The organism is Nocardia sp. NPDC004711, from assembly GCF_053601595.1.
On record NZ_JBSGCB010000060.1, the window covers coordinates 13,591 to 31,049 of the forward strand.

The following is a 17,459-nucleotide window of genomic DNA, read 5'->3' on the forward strand; positions in this document are numbered from 1 at the left end:
GAAAGGGGCTGCACTCTGATGGCCGCATACGTAGAACGCACACGCACCGTAACCCGCTTCGAGTGGGCACTGAGGGGCGCGGAACCCGGCTCCCACGGCGTGATGCTCGGGGAAATGCTGCGGGCGATCGCCGCCGCCCAGAACCGCTACGAGTCCGTCACGGGCAAGCCTGCGACCTATGACGACTGCATTCGGGCCTACGCGTGCGATGACGAGATCGTCCTGAGCTTCGAGGCGCAGGAGGTGATCGAGGGTGTCTGACCGAGACCTCGGTGCCGACACGTTCATCCCCGATCACCAGCTGCAGTTGCTGCGGCGGCTACTGCGCAGAATCCCCGCCCTCGCCGTCGATCTCCATCACACCCGCACCAAACAGGCCCGCCTCGGCTCGATAGGCGCCGGCAAGTCTCAGAAGGTCTTCGGCCAGCCGCTCCCGTACCACTCGGGCGCTGCGAAGGTCGCCGACAAGCTCCACGCCGAGCTGGTCAGCTGGGTGATGCTGGTGTGCGAACAGCGGGCCATCGCCTACCAGGGGCTTACGGGCACAGGCGGTCTCGCGCTGTGGCTGGACCGGCACATCTACTCGCTGGCGTACACCGAGGGCGCGGACGACTGCTACCCGAACCTGCACGCCATCACCAAGAAGGCCGACGCGATCGTGTGCCCGCCGGCCTTCGAGGTTGTGGTCGACGACGCCAAGCTCATGCACGCTCGGGCGATGGCGCTCAGTGCCTCCGGAATCGCCACGCTCGCACAGGAGCTCGGCGAGGAGTATCGCAACCTCACCCGGCGAAGGGTTTTCGTACTGCGCGACGCCGAAGAAATTCGACCGGTCCCGGGGCCGTGGCGACCGGATTGGCCGCTGCTGTTCCCCGTCGGCGACGTCCTCGACGCACACCTACGGATCCCGATCAGGACCCGCCACGCGAAAGCGAGCTGACGAGCACTGATCTTCTTACGGACACCCCCGGTGCTACGCTGAGCGCGTAGCGCGTGAGCTGTACGCGCAGCGAGCAGTTCACATCATGAAGGCCGCCACGGAATCCGTGAGCGGCCTTCGGCATTTCCAGACTCCCGCACCCGCCATAGAGCTCCACTCGGACACAGGGCGCGAGTCCAGGGCTTCACCACCCACACCACCAAGGAGTAGCCATGTTCGTCGACACCCTGTCCGCCGTCGCCCACGCCATCGACTGGTCGCTCGTCGGCCGCGCCGCCCTCAACGTCGCCGGTGCCGCGTTCCGCACCGTCTTCTGATGCAGCCCACCATCGGGCGCATCGTCCACTACACCCTCACCGAGTACGACGCCCAGGCCATCAACAAGCGCCGCGTCGACTTCGCCGAGCACCGCCGAACCGAGGGCTACGCCGACACCGGATACGTCGCGCACTACGGCAACGAGGCCCGCGCGGGCGACGTCTACCCGGCCCTCATCGTGCGCACCCGGGGCGACTTGGTGAATCTCAAGGTGCAGCTCGACGGCACCGACGAGTACTGGGCGCCCGCGCGATCCGAAGGCGATGGCGCTGGCTTCTGGAACTGGCCGCAGAGGAGCTGACCATGATCCTGAAGTACCCGATCCTGGTGCTGCCGCTGCGGTGGCCGAACATGTTGGGCTGCTGGACCTTCGGGCCCTGGGGCTGAGCATGTCGTACGTGACCGTCGCACTACAGGTCGGCACTCCCGAGGCTGGCCTGTGGTGCGAGGCATGTGGACTACCCAGCTGCATCCGCTTCCAGTTGTCCGCGATCCTGCCGACTGGCGTGCTCTCGGTTGCCCCACTGATGTTCTGTCCTGATCACCAGACCATCGGCGACGCATGGACAACGTGGAGACAGGACATCAATGACGCAACGCAGCACGACAACCCGTGACCGGCATCGGGCAGTCATCGCCCGAGGCCGGCCACCATGCGGCATCTGTGGCAACGAGATCGACTACACACTCCCGCATCTCGACCCAGGTGAGTTCGTAGTAGACCACGTCACCCCATTGGCCAAGGGCGGCACAGACACCCTCGACAACAAGCAGGCCGCACACAGGCAATGCAACCGATGGAAGAGCGACAAGACGACCGAGGACGACCAGGCCGGCGTCCGGACATTCATCACGTCGCGAACCTGGTGAGAGAGCGACGATGACCGATGCTGACTGCTCGTGCATGTGGGACTGCAAGCACGAATGGTGCGGATGCGCACATCACCACAGGACGACAGGCCACTAGAATGCCAAGGCAGGCGGGCTAACTCAGCCTGGGAGGCATCGGGGAAGGTGCACTGGTACCCGATGACCGAGAGTGCCCCAGCAGGGGAAGCCGCCGGTTCGAATCCGGTGCCCGCCACAAGTTGAGGTCAAATTCACCGATTTTCGAGGCCGAAACCATCGAAAATTGGCCCAAAATCAGCGATTTCGGCCGTTCCGACCTGGTCAAACACGCTGAAAACGGGCGCAAACCGGCCGGGGTGGGGGAGGTACCCCCGGCCGGTAGCGCGCCGCCCCTCCCGGCATAGGCGGGTCCCCCCCATTCCGTTTTTCCACCAGGCCCGGACACAGGGGAGGAGGTGCTCGCGATGGCCATCAAGCAGGTCCCCTCGCGCAAGCTGCGCGCGGTCAAGCCGGACGAGCAGCCCGCCGCCGCTGCTGAGCCCGAGGCCCCGAAGTCGCCGCAGACCATCGCCGAAGCGGCCGAGTCCGGCGACCGCCTGGACGAGCTGAAGGCCATGCGCCGCCGCCTCGCCCACGCCCTCGACGATCCGGGCACCCCGGCCCGCGACCTCGCCGCGCTGTCCCGCCGCCAGCTGGAGATCGGCCGGGAGATCGAGGCCATCGAGATCGCCGAGGACGAGGACCGTTCGGTGATCGCGCGTACTGATGACGAAGTCTGGGACGGCACCGGGTACTGACCGGCCGCTGTCGCAGGTCGCGCGGCATGTCATCGCGCCGGAGGGGATCCGGTCGACGGGCTGGCCGAGTGTGCGTGACACCTGCAGGCGGCTCGGTTGGGGCTTCGATCAGTGGCAGGACGGTGCGGGCCGGCTGATCCTGGCCAAGCGCGCCGATGGGCTGTATGCCTCGGACACGATCGTCATCTCGATCCCGCGCCAGGTCGGTAAGACGTACTTGATCGCGTGCATCATCTTCGCGCTGTGCATGCTGTTCCCGCGGCTGACGGTGATCTGGACGGCGCACCGCAAGACCACCGCTGGTGAGACTTTCGAGACGTTCGACGCCATGGCCCAGCGGCCGAAGGTCGCCGCGCACGTCCGCCAGGTGCACCGCGGCAAGGGCGACGAGAAGATCGTCTTCAACAACCGGTCGCGGATCCTGTTCGGCGCCAGAGAATCCGGCTTCGGCCGAGGGTTCACCGACGTCGACATTCTCGTGTTCGACGAGGCGCAGATCCTCACCGAGGCCACGCTCGAGGACATGGCGGCCGCGCAGAACGTGGCGCGCAATCCGCTGACGTTCATGATGGGCACCCCGCCGCGGCCGAAGGACCCTGGCGAACAGTTCACGCTGCTGCGTCAGGAAGCGCTGGACGGCGAGTCCGACGGCACCCTTTACATCGAGCTGTCAGCCGATCGTGGCTGCGATCCGATGGACCGAGAGCAGTGGCGCAAGGCCAATCCGTCGTTCCCGCACCGGACTTCGGAACGGGCGATGCTGCGGCTGCGCAAGATGCTCAAGAACCTCGACTCATGGCTGCGCGAAGCGCTGGGCATCTGGGACGAGATCAACCAGAACCTTCCGGTCGTGTCCAAGACCGCGTGGCGGGCACTCGCGACCGCCGGGCCTGAGGACGGGACGCGGCCGAATGCGTTGGCCGTGGACATGTCCCACGCGCGCGAGATCTCGATCTCGGCGTGCTGGATGAACGGCGAGCACGCGCACATCGAAGAGGTGTGGGCGGGTATCGACGAAGACGCGGCGATCGCGTGGCTGATCGCGCGCACCACGCCCCGCACGCCCATCGTGATCGACACCGCGTCGCCCGCGTCGTCGCTGGCGCCCCGCCTGCGTGCGAAGCGCCGGCGCGTAATCGGGTCCAGCGCAATGGACATGATCAAGGCCTGCGGCCAGCTGGTCGGCAAGGTCCGCACCAACCGGCTCACCCACGCAGGACAGACCGCCCTGGCCGATGCCATGGAGGGCGGCCGGAAGCGGCCGATCGGAACGGCCGGCGGTTGGGGCTGGGATCGCCGCGACGAAACGGTGAACATCGCGCCGATTGTGTCGGCCACCCTGGCGCTTTTCGGTGCCTCTCTCATGAAGCCGACGACCGTGAGCAGCGGTCGCGGTGGCCGATCGACCAGAACAGGACGGTGAACTGAGTTGGAAAAGCAAATCGTCCTCGACGATCTGGACGATGACGAGAACGCGCTGCTGAATCGCCTGCTGGCGCAGCTGGACGCGAAGACGCACCGGAATCTGTTGCGGCAGATGTTCTACGACGGCAAGTACGCGATCGACCGGGTGAGCGGTGTGGTCCCGCCGGAGTACTACAGCCTCGACATCGTGCTGGGCTGGTCGGCCAAGGCTGTCGACACGCTGGCCAACCGCTGCAACCTCGACTCGTTCGTCTGGCCTGATGGCAATCTCGACGCGTTGGGGTGGCAGCAGGTCTGGACCGGGAACAGGCTCGATACCGAGATCTCAGCCGCGGGTACCTCATCGCTGATTCACTGCGCGGCGTTCCTGATCAACACCGTGGGCGACACCGAGATCGGTGAACCCAAGTCGCTGATCCACACGAAGACCGCACTCGACGCGACGGGCGAGTGGAATGCCCGGGCCCGGCGGCTGGACAGTCTGCTGTCCATTACTGACCGCGATCCTGAGAACGGCGACCCGACAGCCCTGGCCCTGTACCTGTACGGATCCACGATCACCGGTGAACGCAACGCGGACGGTACGTGGAGCTCGGCCCGCACCAGCCATCCGTGGGGTATGCCGGCTGAACCGATGGTCTACCACTACCGTACTAACCGGCCGTTCGGATCCTCCCGGATCTCGCGGGCAGTGATGTCGTTGCATCGCAGCGCGATCCGCACGTCCATCCGGCTCGAAGGCCATGTCGACATTTTCAGTTTCCCCGAGCTGATCATTCTCGGCGCGGACGGGAGCGCGTTCCGGGATTCCAATGGTGAGCCCATGTCTGCGTGGCAGATTCGCATGGGCCGGTACAAGGGGTTGCCCGACGCTGACGACGCGGAAAACCCGCGTGCGGCCATCGAGCAGATCTCGGCCGCGTCTCCCGAGCCGCATCTCACGATGTTCAAACAGCAGGCGATGTCATTCTCGGGCGAGACGTCGATTCCGCTGACGTCCCTGGGCGTCTCGGACATGAGCAACCCGACGTCCGCGGACTCTTATATCGCCTCGCGCGAGGACCTGATCTCCGAGGCCGAGAACACCACCGACGGCTGGTCGCCCGCGTTGGCCCGCACCATGATGCGCGCGCTGGCGATCGCGAACGGCGAGAAGAAGATTCCGGAAGCCTGGTCGACGATCCAGCCGAAGTGGCGGTCGCCGATCTACCTGTCCCGCGCGGCGCAGGCCGACGCGGGCGGGAAACAGATCGCCGCTGCGCCGTGGCTCGCCGAGACCGAGGTCGGTCTGGAGCTGCTCGGCCTCGACGCCCAGCAGATCCGCCGCGCCCTGGCCGAGAAACGCCGCGCCAGCGCAGCCCTGGCGGTGACTTCCCGGCTGGCCGCCCGGCTCACGCCCGACGCCGGGACCGCACAGACCGCGGCCGACCAGACGCCCGCGGCCGACCAGACGCCCGCGGTGCAGCAGTGACCGTTTCCCCCGCAGAGCGGCAGTTGATCATGTCCGCGCTCACGCGTGAGGCGTCCGCGGATCTGAATGCGTTGTGGGCGAAGGCGGATGCTCTCGCGTCCAAGGAATTCGCCGCGTACATGATCGAGGCATTCCCTGATCTGGCGACCGAGTATGCCGCGCTGGCGGCCGAGGTCGCCGCGGCCTGGTATGCCGAATCACTGTCCACGACACTGTTCGTCCCTGTGCCGGGGCCGCTGCCGGCCGCTGAGGCGCTGACCAAGTCCGCACAGTGGGCCCTCGGCGGCAGCGGCATGATCGGGCTCGACCGCCTGCAAGGCACCCTGCAGCGCTCGACGTGGGACGCGGCCCGCCAGACGATCTTCACCAACACCGATGAAGAGGGCGGCCGATGGGCGCGGCACGCGTCGGCGAATGCCTGCGCGTTCTGCGCCCTCATGGCCTCCCGTGGCGCGGTCTACACCAGCGAAGAGGCCGCGCTGAAGGTGGTCGGGCGCGGCAAGGAAATGTCGCTCGCCGACCGCCGGGCACGCGCCGCCGGGCGGACCCGGGTCAACGGGCATACCGCGGCCGGCGGAATGAAGACGCGCGGCACACAGGCACTCGGCGACAAATACCACGACTTCTGTCACTGCATCGCCATCGAGGAGAGGCCCGGTCAGAAGTACGAGCCGCCCGACTACGTCCAGAAATGGGACGAGGCATACATCCTCGCCAGCCGTGAGACCAAGAAAAAGGGTCGGTACGGGGCGATCGACACCAAGGCCGTGCTCGCGCACATGCGCGAGAACCTCGGCAGTCACTGACGTACCCCCGCCGCAACGGTGGGGACCAACCCGAAACGGGGAAACACCATGCGCAACACCACACTTCCACTGCATCCGACCACGGGCGTGCGTGCCCTCGGGTGGGGACGCCGCGGCCCGATCTGGCCCGTGCTGGGCGGCTCGGAGGACAGCGGCCACCCCTCGGGCGACCCCGATGGCAAACAGCCCGAAGGTGCGAAGCCGGACCAGAAGCCGACCGAAACGGTCGACGACCTGCGCGCCGCGCTGTCCAAGTCCAAGGAATTCGCGCGGACATGGGAGAAGCGCGCCAAGGACAACGCCGGAGCCGCAAAGGAATTGGCGGAAATCAAGGACGCGCAGAAGACCGAGACGGAGCGCACGGCCGACAAGCTGGCCGAGGCTCAGCGCGAGGTCGATTCCATCCCCGCCAAGGTCGCCGATTCCCTGCGCGAACACCTGGTCGAGCTCCATGGCATCGCCGAGGAAGACGCCGAGCTGTTCCTCACCGGCGAAACGCCGGAACTGCTGCTCAAGCAGATCAAGCGGCTGACCGAGCAGGCAGACAAGCGGCCCAAGAAGAACCACGTGCCCCGCGAGGGGCGTCAAACCATCCAGCCGGGCAGCGACGACGAACGCGAAACCGTCCGCGCCCTGTTCGGTCCCCGATAGGAGAGGAGCGCGGCCATGGCCGTACTCGGCACCAGCAATATCACCCTTCCGAAGAACATCGCGAAGGGCATGTGGAAGAAGGCTTCCACCGGCTCGACTGTCGCCCAGCTGTCCGGCGCCGAGCCGATGCAGTATGGCGACGTCACCGTCATGACCTTCAACACCCTGCCCCGCGCGGAGTACGTCGGCGAGGGCGCGGACAAGGCGTCCTCGACCGTCGGGTTCGGCACCAAGACCGTCACCCCGAAGAAGGTTCAGGTAACGCTGCGGTTCAACCAGGAAGTCCAGTGGGCCGACGAGGACTACCAGCTCGGTGTCCTGCAGACCTGCGCCGACGCGATGAGCGAATCGCTGTCGCGCGCACTGGACCTCGGCGTGTACCACGCGATCAACCCGCTGACCGGTCTGCCGATCTCCGGCCTGACCGAGAACCTGACCGACACCACCAACGCGGTCGAGATCCTCGACGGCACCGGCGCGAACCTGCGCAAGGGCCCGGAACTGGAGATCGAAGCCGCAGCCGGCCTGGTGATCGCCGACGGGTTCACCCCCAACGGCATCGCGTTCGACCCGACCTACGCGTGGGAGATCGCGACCGAGCGCTACGCCGACGGCCGCAAGAAGTTCCCCGACGTCGGGTTCGGCGCGAACATCACCAACTTCGGTGGCCTGAGCGCGTCGACCAGCTCGACGGTGTCCGGTGTCCCCGAGGCGTCCACAGCCACCAACATCAAGGCGATCGTCGGTGATTTCAAGACGATCCGGTGGGGCGTGCAGCGCAACGTCGGCATCGAGAAGATCACCTACGGTGACCCCGACGGCCAGGGCGACCTGAAGCGCAAGAACCAGATCGCGCTGCGCGGTGAGGTCGTCTACGGCTGGGCATTCATGGACCTCAACGCCTTCGCCGTGATCAAGAACGCTGTGGACGAGACCTAAGCCATGGTGCGCCTGATCAATCGGGCCGGCGTGTCGGTGCTCGTCGATGAGGAAAAGGCCGAGCGGCTACTGGCTGCCGGCTACGTCCTCGCCGACGAGCGCCCGACCGCTGCGCCGAAGCGCCGGCGTACCCGCCGCGCGGCTGGGCAGTAGCGGTGGGCACCTTCATCGGGACTGGCGATCTCGCGCCGTTTGCGACCATCGCTACGGCGCAGGCCGAGGCGATGATCGACGATGCCGAGGCCATGGCCGCGCTCGCCGCACCGTGCATCACGGCCGCGGACTTCCCGGACGTGAAGAAGGCGGCGGTGAAGGCGATCCTGCGCGCCGCGATCCTGCGGTGGGCCGAGGCTGGATCCGGTGCGGTGACCACGAAAACCGCAGGCCCGTTCGGCCAGACCATCGACACCAGCCAGCCCCGGCGGTCGCTGTTCTGGCCGAGCGAGGTCAACAACCTGCAATCGCTGTGCAAGCCCGAAGGCGAGGGCAAGGCGTACTCGATCGACACCACCCCGGGTACGGCTGCCGTGGTACACGCAGACATCTGCGCCCTGAACTTCGGTGCCCAGTACTGCTCGTGCGGCGCGGTCCTCACCCAAGGGCTACCGCTGTGGGAACGCGGCGGCTATGCGTAGTTTCCCGCTGCCCTACACCGCCGGGCACCAGGTCTATGTGCCTGGCGCCGAGGACTCGCATGGCAACCCGATCGACACGTGGGCCGATCCGGTTCCGGTGCAATGCTTTTGGTGGACGCCAGACTCATCCGAGCCGATTCTCGCAGGACACGATCGGCTGATCGTGGACCGAGTGCTCGTGCTCGATTCCGCTGACGCCGAGGGTGTCTCGCATCGGGACAGGTTCACGATCGAGGGCCGCCTCTGGGAGGCGATCGGTATCGCCGAGGACTACGACCACGGCCCGTGGTGGTCGCCCGGTGTCCGGCCAGTCAATCTGCAGAGAGTGGTGGGCTGATGGCCAGAGTGCGCGTGGAGTTCAATTTCGACGCGTTCGAGCAGATCCGGCGAGCACCCGGTATCAGCGCGGACCTGAAGGACCGCGCCGATGCGATCGCCAAGGAAGCCCGCGAGCGATCAGGCGAGGACGGCTACACCGCCGAGGCCAGCCGCGGCCACAGCCGTGACCGTGCCGCGGTCATCACGACCAGCTGGCAGGCGATCCGCGACAACGCCGACAATCACACGCTGCTCAAATCGCTGGACGCGGGCCGATGACACTGCCGCCCATCGTGTTCCCCGATATCGAGGCGGTCGTCACGGCCTGGGGCAAGGCCACGCTCCCGGGCTACGGGATCACGGCCAAGGTCGCCACGAAAATGCCCGACCCGCGCCCGGCCGCAACGGTTGTGGTGCGCCACGGCGGCGGAGCGCAACGCGACGCCATCACCGACCGGCCCCGCGTGATCCTCGAATGCCACGCCGCCACCGAACCCCTCGCGGCCGAGCTCGCGGGCAAGGTGCGGGCCCTGCTCAGCGCAGCCGCGCCCGGCTACCTCACCGCGGGCGTGTGGTGCGACCGGGTCGTCGACATGGGCATCGCGAAGTCCCAGGACCCCAACACCGGCACACCCCGGTATCTGGTGACCGCCGAGCTGCACGTCACCGGTCGCCCTCTCTAGATCTCACATCCCCACGGGGACACCACATGAAGGGAGAACTGCCATGGCTGTGGCAGATAGCAAGTGGATCGGCGCTGGCGCACCGAATTCCGTCACCGGCGGAATCCTCGTCGCCCCGATCGGCACCACCCTGCCCGTGAACGGCTCGACCGCGCCCGGCGCGGCGTTCATCAAGCTCGGATACGTGTCCGAGGACGGCGTCGATCCGCAGGGCGACCGCAAGTCCGAGTCCATCAAGGACTGGTTCGGCGACACCATCGCCCAGCTGCAGAGCGAGCACTCGGTCCGGTTCGGCCTGACCCTGTACTCGGTCTGGGATCCGGACGTCCTCGGGGAGGTGTTCGGCCCGGACAACATCACGGTGACCGCTCCGACCGCGTCGGCCGGAACGCTCATCACCGTGAAGGAAACGGGTTCGGTGCTGCCGCGCCGGTCCTGGATTTTCGACATGGCCCATGAGGGCAAGAAGCTGCGAATCGTGTTGCCCAACGCCAAGATCAGTGAAGTCAAGGAGGGCAAGATGACCTCCAAGGACCTCGCCAAGTTCGACATCACGATCGAGGCATTCAAGGATTCCAGCAGCGTCAAGGCGTACCGCTACCTCGACGACGGCGTGACCACCGGGCCGTAACCCCCAGACCCCAGCGGCGGCGGGCTATTCCGCGCAGACCCGCCCGCCGCCGCTGGGCCCCACCCTGGGGCGTCGAAAGGGTCTGCGCGGCAACGAAAGGGCCTGCGCAATGGCTTCCCGCAAGAACACCACCAAGACCGTCGAGAAGGTCCGCGACGACTTCGTCTACACCGTCGGCGACCAAGAGGTCCGTCTCCCGTCGCTGGCGAACCTCAAGCCTGGCATCGTCCGCAAGGTCCGCCGCCTCGGCGAGGTCGACGCCATGTTCACGATGATGGAGATGACCCTCGACGAGGACGCGCTCGCTCTGGTCGACGACATGGAATCGGAAGTGTTCGAGGACATGTGCGACAAGTGGCGCAAGCACTCCGGTATCGATCTGGGGGAATCGTCGGCCTCGCGTCGCTGATCGACGCGTACAGCGAGGCTATCGAATCCGACCTCATCGACCGAGGCCTGCGGCTGCGCCAGCTCGGCACCGACGTACTGAGCTGGCGCGACCTCAAAGCTGTCATCGCGTGGGCGCCAGCGCAATCCGCGATCGGGCGCGCGATCGATCCTGACAGCGCCCTGTGGGGGCTGAATGAGCATCTGCTGGCCGACGTCGCCGACAGCCTGCACTGGCTGGTCTGGGCAAAGACCGAGGACGCGCGCAAACAACCACCACGTAACCGGCCGCGGCAGATCCCGCGCCCCGGTGTCGACAACGACGGTGACCGAATCGGCACGCCGATGAGTCCCGAGGACATGGACGCGTTCCTCGGCTGGTAGGAGGTGAGCGGCGAAATGTCCGGCGACGCAATCGAGCTGGCTACGGCGTATGTGAGCATTCTGCCCGAGACGAGCCGCATCGCGCGTGAGGTCCGCCAGGCCCTGGCCGAGGCTCAGGGGCTGGCGGACCGCAACCACCTCGAGATCAGGGCCGATGTCGAGACCAGCAAGGTCGACAAGCTCAAGACTGTGCTGGCGGGGGTCGGTAGCTCGGCCGGGCAGCTGTCCGGCGTCGCCGCGAAACTGTCGGCGGTCTCGGGAGCGGCTGGTGTCGCGGCCGGCGCAGTGGGCACGCTGGCGGTCGGCCTGGTCGCGCTCGGCCCGGCCGCGCTGGCTGCCGCCGCCACGGTCAAGGTCGGGCTCACCGGTGTGGCTGATGCGTTCAAGGCTCTCTCGGCTGCTGACGCGTCCGCGGGCAGTGACGGCGCGGCGCAGGCGAAAGCTGTTGCGGCAGCACAGAAACAGGTCGAGGCCGCGGTCAAGGGTGTGGCGGCGGCGGAGAAGGACCTCACCTCGGCGGAGAAGGACCTCACGTCGACGAAGAAGGACGCCAGCAGCGCCGAGCAGGATCTCACCACCGCCCGCAAGGACGCCCGCCAGGAGCTCGAGGGCTACGTGCTCACCCTCGCTGACGCCGCGCTCAGCGAGAAGGAGGCCGCGCAGGCGGTCAGGGACGCACAGAAGGACGTCGCCGACGCCAAGACTCCCGAGGACCGGCGGAAAGCCCTGCTACGCCTTGAGCGAGCGCAGCTGACCGAGACCAAGGCGATCGAGAAGAACAAGCAGGTTCAGGCCGAGGCGGCCGAAGCGCAGGCCAAGGGCGTCGAGGGCTCGGACAAGGTCGTCGCCGCCAAGGACAAGCTCGCCACCGCGAACGACAAGGTGGTCGACGCCGAACAGAAGGTCGTCGACGCCGAGCAGAAGATCACCGACGCCCACCAGGCCGTGTCCGAGGCCCAGGCCGGGGTGACCGATGCCATGACCGCCAGCTCGGGCCCGCAGCAGGCTGCCGCGGCAGCGCTGGCGAAACTCGCCCCGAACGCACAGTCATTCGTCCTCGCTGCGCGCGAGCTCGCGCCCGCGTGGGAATCGCTCGTGCAGGGCCCAACGCAGAACGCGCTGTTCGCTGGTGCGGCCGATGGGATCCGCGAGCTCGCCGACGTCGCCTTCCCGGTGCTCGGGCGCGGCATGACATCGGTCGCTACCCAGATGAACGCGCTCACCCACGATTTCGCGGAGTTCTGGAAGGCACCGGAGAACCTTGCAGGCGTCGAGTCGATTTTCGCCGGCACTGCGAGCTTCATCGGCGGGCTGGGGCCGGGCCTGCAGCAGGCGACGACCGGATTCCTGTCTCTGGGACAGGCTTTCGAGCCTGTCGCCGGGCAGATCGGTGCGTCGTTCGGGAACTTGTTCGGGTCGATCGGGCAGGCCTTCACCGATGCGTTCAACAGTGGCGCTCTGACACAGCTGCTCGGAAATTTCTCCGGCATCCTCGACGGCCTCGGCGCGGGTCTGCAACCGCTGATCGGTGGCCTGATCCAGATCGGTAACATCGTCGGCCCCACGCTGGGGCCCTTGTTCGCCACGCTGGGACAGTCCCTCGCCTCGCTCGCGCCGGCGCTCGGCCAGATCGGCGCGACCTTCGCGACCACGCTGACCGCGCTGATGCCGGACCTGACGGCTTTCATCAACGCGCTGCTGGTCGGGCTCGAGCCCGTCTTACCGGTGATCGGTGATCTGCTGCAGAGCTTGATGACCGCGCTGACCCCGATGATCGGGCCGCTGTCGCAGATCGCTCAGGTGGTGGGAACCGCTCTGTCGCAGGCGATTACGGCACTCACCCCGGCCATCGGTCCGCTGTCGCAGTCGTTCGCGTCGCTGATCACCGCGCTGGCGCCGATCCTTCCGGTCGTCGCCAACGTGGTGTCCGGGCTGATCCAAGCGCTCGCGCCCGCGTTGACAACGATCTTCGACGCGCTGGGCCCGGTGATCACACAGTTGGCGGATCTGCTGATGCCGGTGTTCGAGCAGCTGCAGCCGATCCTGGCTGAGGTGGCCAAGAAGCTCGGCGACGCGCTGGCCTCGGCGATCGAGCAGATCGCGCCGATCCTGCCGGACCTGGTGTCCAGCTTCGGCAAACTCGTCGAGGCCGTCGCGCCGCTGCTGCCGCAGCTGATCGACATGGGCGTGAAGCTGCTGCCGCCGCTGATCGACATCCTGGTCCAGCTCACGCCTGTGATCACCAAGATCACAGACGCGTTCACATGGCTGATCAACGAGGTCATCACACCGCTGGTTCTGCCCGCCCTGCAGAAAATGGCCGACAAGTTCCAGACCGGACTCCAGTCCGCGGCCGACACGGTCAAGACGGCCAAGGACACCATCGGCGGCGCGCTGTCGGGCATCGGTGACTTTTTCACCAACTTGGGCACAACTGTGAGCAACGTCTGGGATGGGATCGTGCGCGGAATCGCCAAGGCGGTCCGGGCAATTGGTGTCCTGCTACAGGGTGTGAAGATCCCCGACTGGGTGCCCGGTATCGGCGGCAAGGGCACCTCCGGGCTCGGCGACAGCCTCGTGCAGTGGGCCGATGCGCACATGGCCACTGGTGGCCTGTTTCGTGGGCGTGGTACCGGCACCAGCGACAGCAACCTGATCGCGGTGTCTGATGGCGAGTTCGTTGTCAACGCCGTGGCCACGGGGCGGAATCTGTCGCTGCTGCAGGCGATCAACGCCGGATGGACGCCGAGCGTCGAGGACATGGCCACGCTGTTCCCGGGCTTCAAGACCGGAGGCCTGGTCGCGGGCAAGGCGTTCGCGCAGTCCATGGATCCGGCCACGTATGCGATGGGCGGATTCTCGCGGACCGCGATCGACTGCTCGGGCCTGGTGTCGGCGGTTGTGAACGATGCGCGCGGTGAGGATCCGTTCTCTTCGCGCATGTCGACAGTGACCGAAGGCGAATGGCTGGCCGCGCGCGGGTTCAAGGTCGGCAGCGGCGGGCCCGGGGACTTGCGGGTCGGCTGGTTCGATCACGGTGGCGGCGCGAATGGGCACACCGCGCTGACTCTGTCGGACGAGACGAACGTCGAAAGCAACAGCAGCGAGGGCGTGGTGATCGGCGGCAACGTCGGTGCCGGCCACAGCATGTTCGACCATCACATGTACCTGCCCAAGGAGCTGCTGCTCGGCGGCGACCTCGGCGGCCCCGCGGGCCCGAACACCAACGGCGGCACCAACACCGGCGGTGGCACGACCGGAAGCCCGAGCGGTGCCACGGGCACGGGCGGCAGTCCGGCTGGCAGTGCTACCCCGAGCTCGACGCCATCGACGGGCACCTCGTCGCCGGGCACGAACACCAACAACAACTCGAGCGCGACACAGGTTTCCAGCACGCACCCGCTGGCCGGGCTGCCGTTCACCGGTGAGCTGTTCAACGGCGACGCACCCTGGTACCTCGCGGACAGCCCGGAGAAGGCGCTCACCAACCTGCAAACACAGGCCGGAAATCAGTGGAACTCAACGGTTTCCGACGTTCAGAACTTCTTCCAGAACAACTGGAAGGAGATGCTCCAGACCGGCGCGGCCGTGGTCGGCATGGGCGCGACCGGCGGCGGTGGGAGCAGCGGCGACGTCTGGAATATCAGCGGCGTCGACCCGATGAGCGCGGCCGCGGCCGTCGAACGCGTGCAGCGGCGAAAGACGCTGGCGCGGCAGCGACAAGGAGGTTACAGCCGATGAACCCTCTCATGCTGCCTGACGGCACCAAGATCGTGGCCTGGGACAACAACGGGCGTGTGTGGCATCTGCACGGCGCGGGTGCCGGACGAGAGGGCGCGCGCATCACCCGGCACACCGGATGGATGTTCGCGCCCGTCTCCCTGCTCGTAAGTGAGGCCGCGCGCCAGGATGGCGCGACGTTCGAGCGGTCGGTGCGCTCGAAGAAGGAATGGGACTTTGTCGTGTTCCTGAGCGCGGCGACTGTTCGCGAGTTCTACGCGGTCCATGACGCGTGGTTCCGTGGCTGGTCCACCGATACCCCGGTGACGGTCGGCTACTTCACCCGCCACCAGGGCTGGCGGCTGCAGCGATACCAGCTCGACGGCGCGCCCACCCCTGTGGGCGATCACGACCCGGTCCGCAACGCGGGCGCGGAGTTTCAGATGTCGGCGACCGCGATGGATCCGCTGCCGCACCATCTCGGCGAATGGGACGTGTGGACCAACAGCCTTGCTCTCGGCGAGGGCACCGTCCGCGCTCGCAACGCTGCCGATCGGCCTGGGTGGGCGCGCTACACCATGCCGGGCCCGGGCCGGTACGGGATCGAGGACCCGACCGAGACCGCGTTGCGGATCGTCGAGACCCCGATCATCGGCGCGGGGGAGGAGCTGCGCATCGACACGCACCCGCGCCACCGCACCGCCCGCATCTACTCGGCGGGCAGCCCGTCCGGGCGCAACGTGTGGGGGCAGCTGGCGGGCCGCAGGTGGTTCGCCAGCCTGCCGCCGTGGTCGGCGACCGACTTGGTTGTCCGCTGCACTGACGGCGCGACCACCTCGGCCGCAGTCCGGGTCGACGTCACCCCGCGATCGTCGAGGCCGTACTGATGGCGTGGGATTCCGCGGCCGCCGCGCGCCGCCTCGACCTCGCCGAGCGCCAGGACCAGGCCCACCGCGCCGACCAAACCACACTGGTCCGCTACTGGGACAAGAACCTGGACGAGGTCGGCGAGGAGCACAACTACACCTCGCTGCAGTTCACCCACACCCGCAACGCCGCGGGCGGGCTGAAAATGCAGATCCCGCGCAAGGACTTCCTCTACTACGACTTCGTGTTCGCCAACCCCGACGGCGAGGACGCGACGATCCCATTCACGGTGAACATCACAGGATTTCGCTGGGACGGGTTCATCACCCGGGCGTCGGTGGTGCGCGATGAGACCGGCCTGGAGACCGTCGATATCGAGGCGATCCACTGCTGGCAGCACTGGGCGTCGATCTGCTGCTGGGCATCACCGTTCGCGCCGATCCTGGCACAGTGGCCACGCCATCACTTCGTGGTCGCCCCAGCCGAGACGATGGCGCTGACCTACGCCGTGCCGAATCTGATTCGGCTGCAAAGCCAGTACGGCAGCCTCGACCCGTCCGGTGCGATGTGGCCGATCACCGTCAAGCCGATCGACGTCCTGCACGACGTGAGCAAATGGTCCGGCGCGACAGCGCGATTCGACATGGCCGACGAGCTGCTCGTCCCAGCCATGGACGCGGCCGGTTGCCTGCTCACCGCCGAGTTCTACATCCACGGCGAGGACGAACAGCCAGCGCCGGAGTACTACACGCTCGACCGCAACACCATCGTGCTGGGCACCGCCAACAAGTCCAACAGTGTCGGCCCGACCGGCACGCTGCTCGATGGTCTGATCATGTTCTTCGAGGACTTCCTCGACGACGGTGTGACCCCGGTCAGATACCCAGTGTTCGACGCCCAGTCCGAATACGAAGCGATCTACAGCAATTCCGGGCCGCTCGGCACCACGCGGCGCCCGCCGTGGGTCTGGTACCTCGAAGGCGAGTACTCCGGGCTCGGACCCAGCGAGGTCGCCATCCACAAGCCGACCGCGGTCGAAGTGATCGTCGGCGGCAAGAGTCCCGGGTGGGTCAATGCCGGCATTGAGGTGGCGGTCAAGAACCTGCTCTCATGGCTGGGCCTGCTGATCGGCGTGCCCGGTTTGGACAGTCTCTATCAGGGCCAGCTCAAGGACGTGTTCCTGGCGTGGATGTCCTACCGCGACGAGGGCCGCGCCCGCCGCGCGGGCCCGTTCGCGTTCCGCGAGATGTGTGTCAGCAACTCGCAGAAGGCCTTCGCCATTGATGGCTTCATGGCCGGCCACCAGGGCCTGCGCCAGACCCGCGGCTATACCAGCAAGAAGGTCAGCGTCGGCGACGGCGGCCCCTACACCTTCGGCATGGACTACGAGCTCGGCGATCAGATCGGGTTCCAGGTGGCCGACCAGATCTTCACCGACTACGTCACCGAGATCACTTTCACCGACAACCGCACCACCGCGGCCCGGCTCGAGCTCACCATCGGCGACGGCAGCGACGAAGAGGACTCCCTCGTCAAGGCGTGGTCGCGCATGAGCGCGATCGCGCAGATGGTCAAGACCCTCGCCACCGACGTCGGCGCTGACCTCGACCTCATCATTTTCTGACCGAAACCCTCTGT

At 67.0% G+C, this 17,459-nt stretch carries 21 protein-coding genes and 1 tRNA gene; all 22 read left to right on the top strand.

Going from position 1 to position 17,459, the window contains the following annotated elements; genetic code table 11:
- Positions 1–18: 18 nt before the first annotated feature.
- The 22 genes from ACWEKS_RS39980 (at position 19) to ACWEKS_RS40085 (ending at position 17,445) form a co-directional block, all read left to right on the top strand.
- A complete protein-coding gene (locus ACWEKS_RS39980) occupies positions 19–261 on the top strand; it encodes a hypothetical protein (RefSeq protein WP_452344920.1) in 243 nt (80 codons plus the stop codon).
- Positions 254–940: a hypothetical protein gene (locus tag ACWEKS_RS39985; protein WP_452344921.1), complete on the top strand. Its 687-nt coding sequence runs from the start codon at positions 254–256 to the stop codon at positions 938–940. Before ACWEKS_RS39980 ends, ACWEKS_RS39985 begins: the two co-directional genes overlap by 8 nt.
- 316 nt (positions 941–1,256) lie before the next feature.
- Positions 1,257–1,559 (top strand): hypothetical protein, encoded by a 303-nt coding sequence (locus tag ACWEKS_RS39990; RefSeq protein ID WP_452344922.1) that lies wholly within the window; start codon positions 1,257–1,259, stop codon positions 1,557–1,559.
- Positions 1,560–1,846: 287 nt separating this feature from the next.
- Positions 1,847–2,128, top strand: coding sequence for an HNH endonuclease (locus ACWEKS_RS39995; RefSeq protein WP_452344923.1), 282 nt, complete (start codon positions 1,847–1,849; stop codon positions 2,126–2,128).
- 109 nt (positions 2,129–2,237) lie between these two features.
- Positions 2,238–2,342 (top strand) — tRNA-OTHER (locus tag ACWEKS_RS40000).
- A 229-nt stretch (positions 2,343–2,571) separates the two neighbouring features.
- Positions 2,572–2,904: a hypothetical protein gene (locus ACWEKS_RS40005; protein ID WP_452344924.1), complete on the top strand. Its 333-nt coding sequence runs from the start codon at positions 2,572–2,574 to the stop codon at positions 2,902–2,904.
- A gap of 247 nt (positions 2,905–3,151) precedes the next feature.
- Positions 3,152–4,327, top strand: coding sequence for a terminase (locus ACWEKS_RS40010; RefSeq protein ID WP_452344925.1), 1,176 nt, complete (start codon positions 3,152–3,154; stop codon positions 4,325–4,327).
- A 6-nt stretch (positions 4,328–4,333) separates the two neighbouring features.
- Complete coding sequence (locus ACWEKS_RS40015; RefSeq protein WP_452344926.1) at positions 4,334–5,800, top strand: phage portal protein; 1,467 nt, start codon at positions 4,334–4,336, stop codon at positions 5,798–5,800.
- Positions 5,797–6,606: a VG15 protein gene (locus ACWEKS_RS40020; protein WP_452344927.1), complete on the top strand. Its 810-nt coding sequence runs from the start codon at positions 5,797–5,799 to the stop codon at positions 6,604–6,606. The genes ACWEKS_RS40015 and ACWEKS_RS40020 overlap by 4 nt, the downstream gene beginning before the upstream one ends.
- Positions 6,607–6,735: 129 nt before the next feature.
- The gene (locus ACWEKS_RS40025; protein ID WP_452344928.1) at positions 6,736–7,257 is read left to right on the top strand and encodes a hypothetical protein; all 522 of its coding nucleotides are present in this window, start codon (positions 6,736–6,738) and stop codon (positions 7,255–7,257) included.
- 15 nt (positions 7,258–7,272) lie between these two features.
- Positions 7,273–8,196 (top strand): phage major capsid family protein, encoded by a 924-nt coding sequence (locus ACWEKS_RS40030; protein WP_452344929.1) that lies wholly within the window; start codon positions 7,273–7,275, stop codon positions 8,194–8,196.
- Between the two features lie 3 nt (positions 8,197–8,199).
- Positions 8,200–8,349, top strand: coding sequence for a DUF7302 family protein (locus ACWEKS_RS40035; protein ID WP_452344930.1), 150 nt, complete (start codon positions 8,200–8,202; stop codon positions 8,347–8,349).
- 2 nt (positions 8,350–8,351) lie between these two features.
- Entirely contained in the window at positions 8,352–8,831 is a 480-nt protein-coding gene (locus tag ACWEKS_RS40040) for a hypothetical protein (RefSeq protein ID WP_452344931.1), read from the top strand.
- A gap of 163 nt (positions 8,832–8,994) precedes the next feature.
- Positions 8,995–9,168, top strand: coding sequence for a hypothetical protein (locus tag ACWEKS_RS40045; protein ID WP_452344932.1), 174 nt, complete (start codon positions 8,995–8,997; stop codon positions 9,166–9,168).
- On the top strand, positions 9,168–9,428 hold the full coding sequence (locus tag ACWEKS_RS40050; protein WP_452344933.1) for a hypothetical protein: 261 nt from the start codon (positions 9,168–9,170) through the stop codon (positions 9,426–9,428). Before ACWEKS_RS40045 ends, ACWEKS_RS40050 begins: the two co-directional genes overlap by 1 nt.
- Complete coding sequence (locus ACWEKS_RS40055; protein WP_452344934.1) at positions 9,425–9,832, top strand: hypothetical protein; 408 nt, start codon at positions 9,425–9,427, stop codon at positions 9,830–9,832. Before ACWEKS_RS40050 ends, ACWEKS_RS40055 begins: the two co-directional genes overlap by 4 nt.
- A gap of 43 nt (positions 9,833–9,875) precedes the next feature.
- On the top strand, positions 9,876–10,463 hold the full coding sequence (locus ACWEKS_RS40060) for a phage tail tube protein (protein ID WP_452344935.1): 588 nt from the start codon (positions 9,876–9,878) through the stop codon (positions 10,461–10,463).
- 109 nt (positions 10,464–10,572) lie between these two features.
- Positions 10,573–10,872 carry a hypothetical protein gene (locus ACWEKS_RS40065; protein WP_452344936.1) on the top strand — a complete coding sequence of 100 codons (300 nt, stop codon included), beginning with the start codon at positions 10,573–10,575 and terminating at the stop codon, positions 10,870–10,872.
- Complete coding sequence (locus tag ACWEKS_RS40070; RefSeq protein WP_452344937.1) at positions 10,818–11,234, top strand: DUF5361 domain-containing protein; 417 nt, start codon at positions 10,818–10,820, stop codon at positions 11,232–11,234. Before ACWEKS_RS40065 ends, ACWEKS_RS40070 begins: the two co-directional genes overlap by 55 nt.
- A 15-nt stretch (positions 11,235–11,249) precedes the next feature.
- Complete coding sequence (locus tag ACWEKS_RS40075; RefSeq protein WP_452344938.1) at positions 11,250–14,975, top strand: hypothetical protein; 3,726 nt, start codon at positions 11,250–11,252, stop codon at positions 14,973–14,975.
- Entirely contained in the window at positions 14,972–15,841 is an 870-nt protein-coding gene (locus tag ACWEKS_RS40080) for a phage tail protein (protein WP_452344939.1), read from the top strand. The genes ACWEKS_RS40075 and ACWEKS_RS40080 overlap by 4 nt, the downstream gene beginning before the upstream one ends.
- Positions 15,841–17,445, top strand: a complete 1,605-nt coding sequence (locus ACWEKS_RS40085; protein ID WP_452344940.1) for a Gp37-like protein — start codon at positions 15,841–15,843, stop codon at positions 17,443–17,445. Before ACWEKS_RS40080 ends, ACWEKS_RS40085 begins: the two co-directional genes overlap by 1 nt.
- Positions 17,446–17,459 lie beyond the last annotated feature (14 nt).

What these genes read in the sequence shown, in the direction of transcription:
- ACWEKS_RS40075 (WP_452344938.1), top strand. Translation starts at nt 11,250, where the DNA reads ATGTCCGGCGACGCAATCGAGCTGGCTACGGCGTATGTGAGCATTCTG.
- ACWEKS_RS39995 (WP_452344923.1), top strand. Translation starts at nt 1,847, where the DNA reads ATGACGCAACGCAGCACGACAACCCGTGACCGGCATCGGGCAGTCATC.
- ACWEKS_RS40050 (WP_452344933.1), top strand. Translation starts at nt 9,168, where the DNA reads ATGGCCAGAGTGCGCGTGGAGTTCAATTTCGACGCGTTCGAGCAGATC.
- ACWEKS_RS39980 (WP_452344920.1), top strand. Translation starts at nt 19, where the DNA reads ATGGCCGCATACGTAGAACGCACACGCACCGTAACCCGCTTCGAGTGG.
- ACWEKS_RS40085 (WP_452344940.1), top strand. Translation starts at nt 15,841, where the DNA reads ATGGCGTGGGATTCCGCGGCCGCCGCGCGCCGCCTCGACCTCGCCGAG.
- ACWEKS_RS40065 (WP_452344936.1), top strand. Translation starts at nt 10,573, where the DNA reads ATGGCTTCCCGCAAGAACACCACCAAGACCGTCGAGAAGGTCCGCGAC.
- ACWEKS_RS40030 (WP_452344929.1), top strand. Translation starts at nt 7,273, where the DNA reads ATGGCCGTACTCGGCACCAGCAATATCACCCTTCCGAAGAACATCGCG.
- ACWEKS_RS40005 (WP_452344924.1), top strand. Translation starts at nt 2,572, where the DNA reads ATGGCCATCAAGCAGGTCCCCTCGCGCAAGCTGCGCGCGGTCAAGCCG.
- ACWEKS_RS40060 (WP_452344935.1), top strand. Translation starts at nt 9,876, where the DNA reads ATGGCTGTGGCAGATAGCAAGTGGATCGGCGCTGGCGCACCGAATTCC.
- ACWEKS_RS40055 (WP_452344934.1), top strand. Translation starts at nt 9,425, where the DNA reads ATGACACTGCCGCCCATCGTGTTCCCCGATATCGAGGCGGTCGTCACG.
- ACWEKS_RS40010 (WP_452344925.1), top strand. Translation starts at nt 3,152, where the DNA reads ATGCTGTTCCCGCGGCTGACGGTGATCTGGACGGCGCACCGCAAGACC.
- ACWEKS_RS40080 (WP_452344939.1), top strand. Translation starts at nt 14,972, where the DNA reads ATGAACCCTCTCATGCTGCCTGACGGCACCAAGATCGTGGCCTGGGAC.
- ACWEKS_RS40035 (WP_452344930.1), top strand. Translation starts at nt 8,200, where the DNA reads ATGGTGCGCCTGATCAATCGGGCCGGCGTGTCGGTGCTCGTCGATGAG.
- ACWEKS_RS39990 (WP_452344922.1), top strand. Translation starts at nt 1,257, where the DNA reads ATGCAGCCCACCATCGGGCGCATCGTCCACTACACCCTCACCGAGTAC.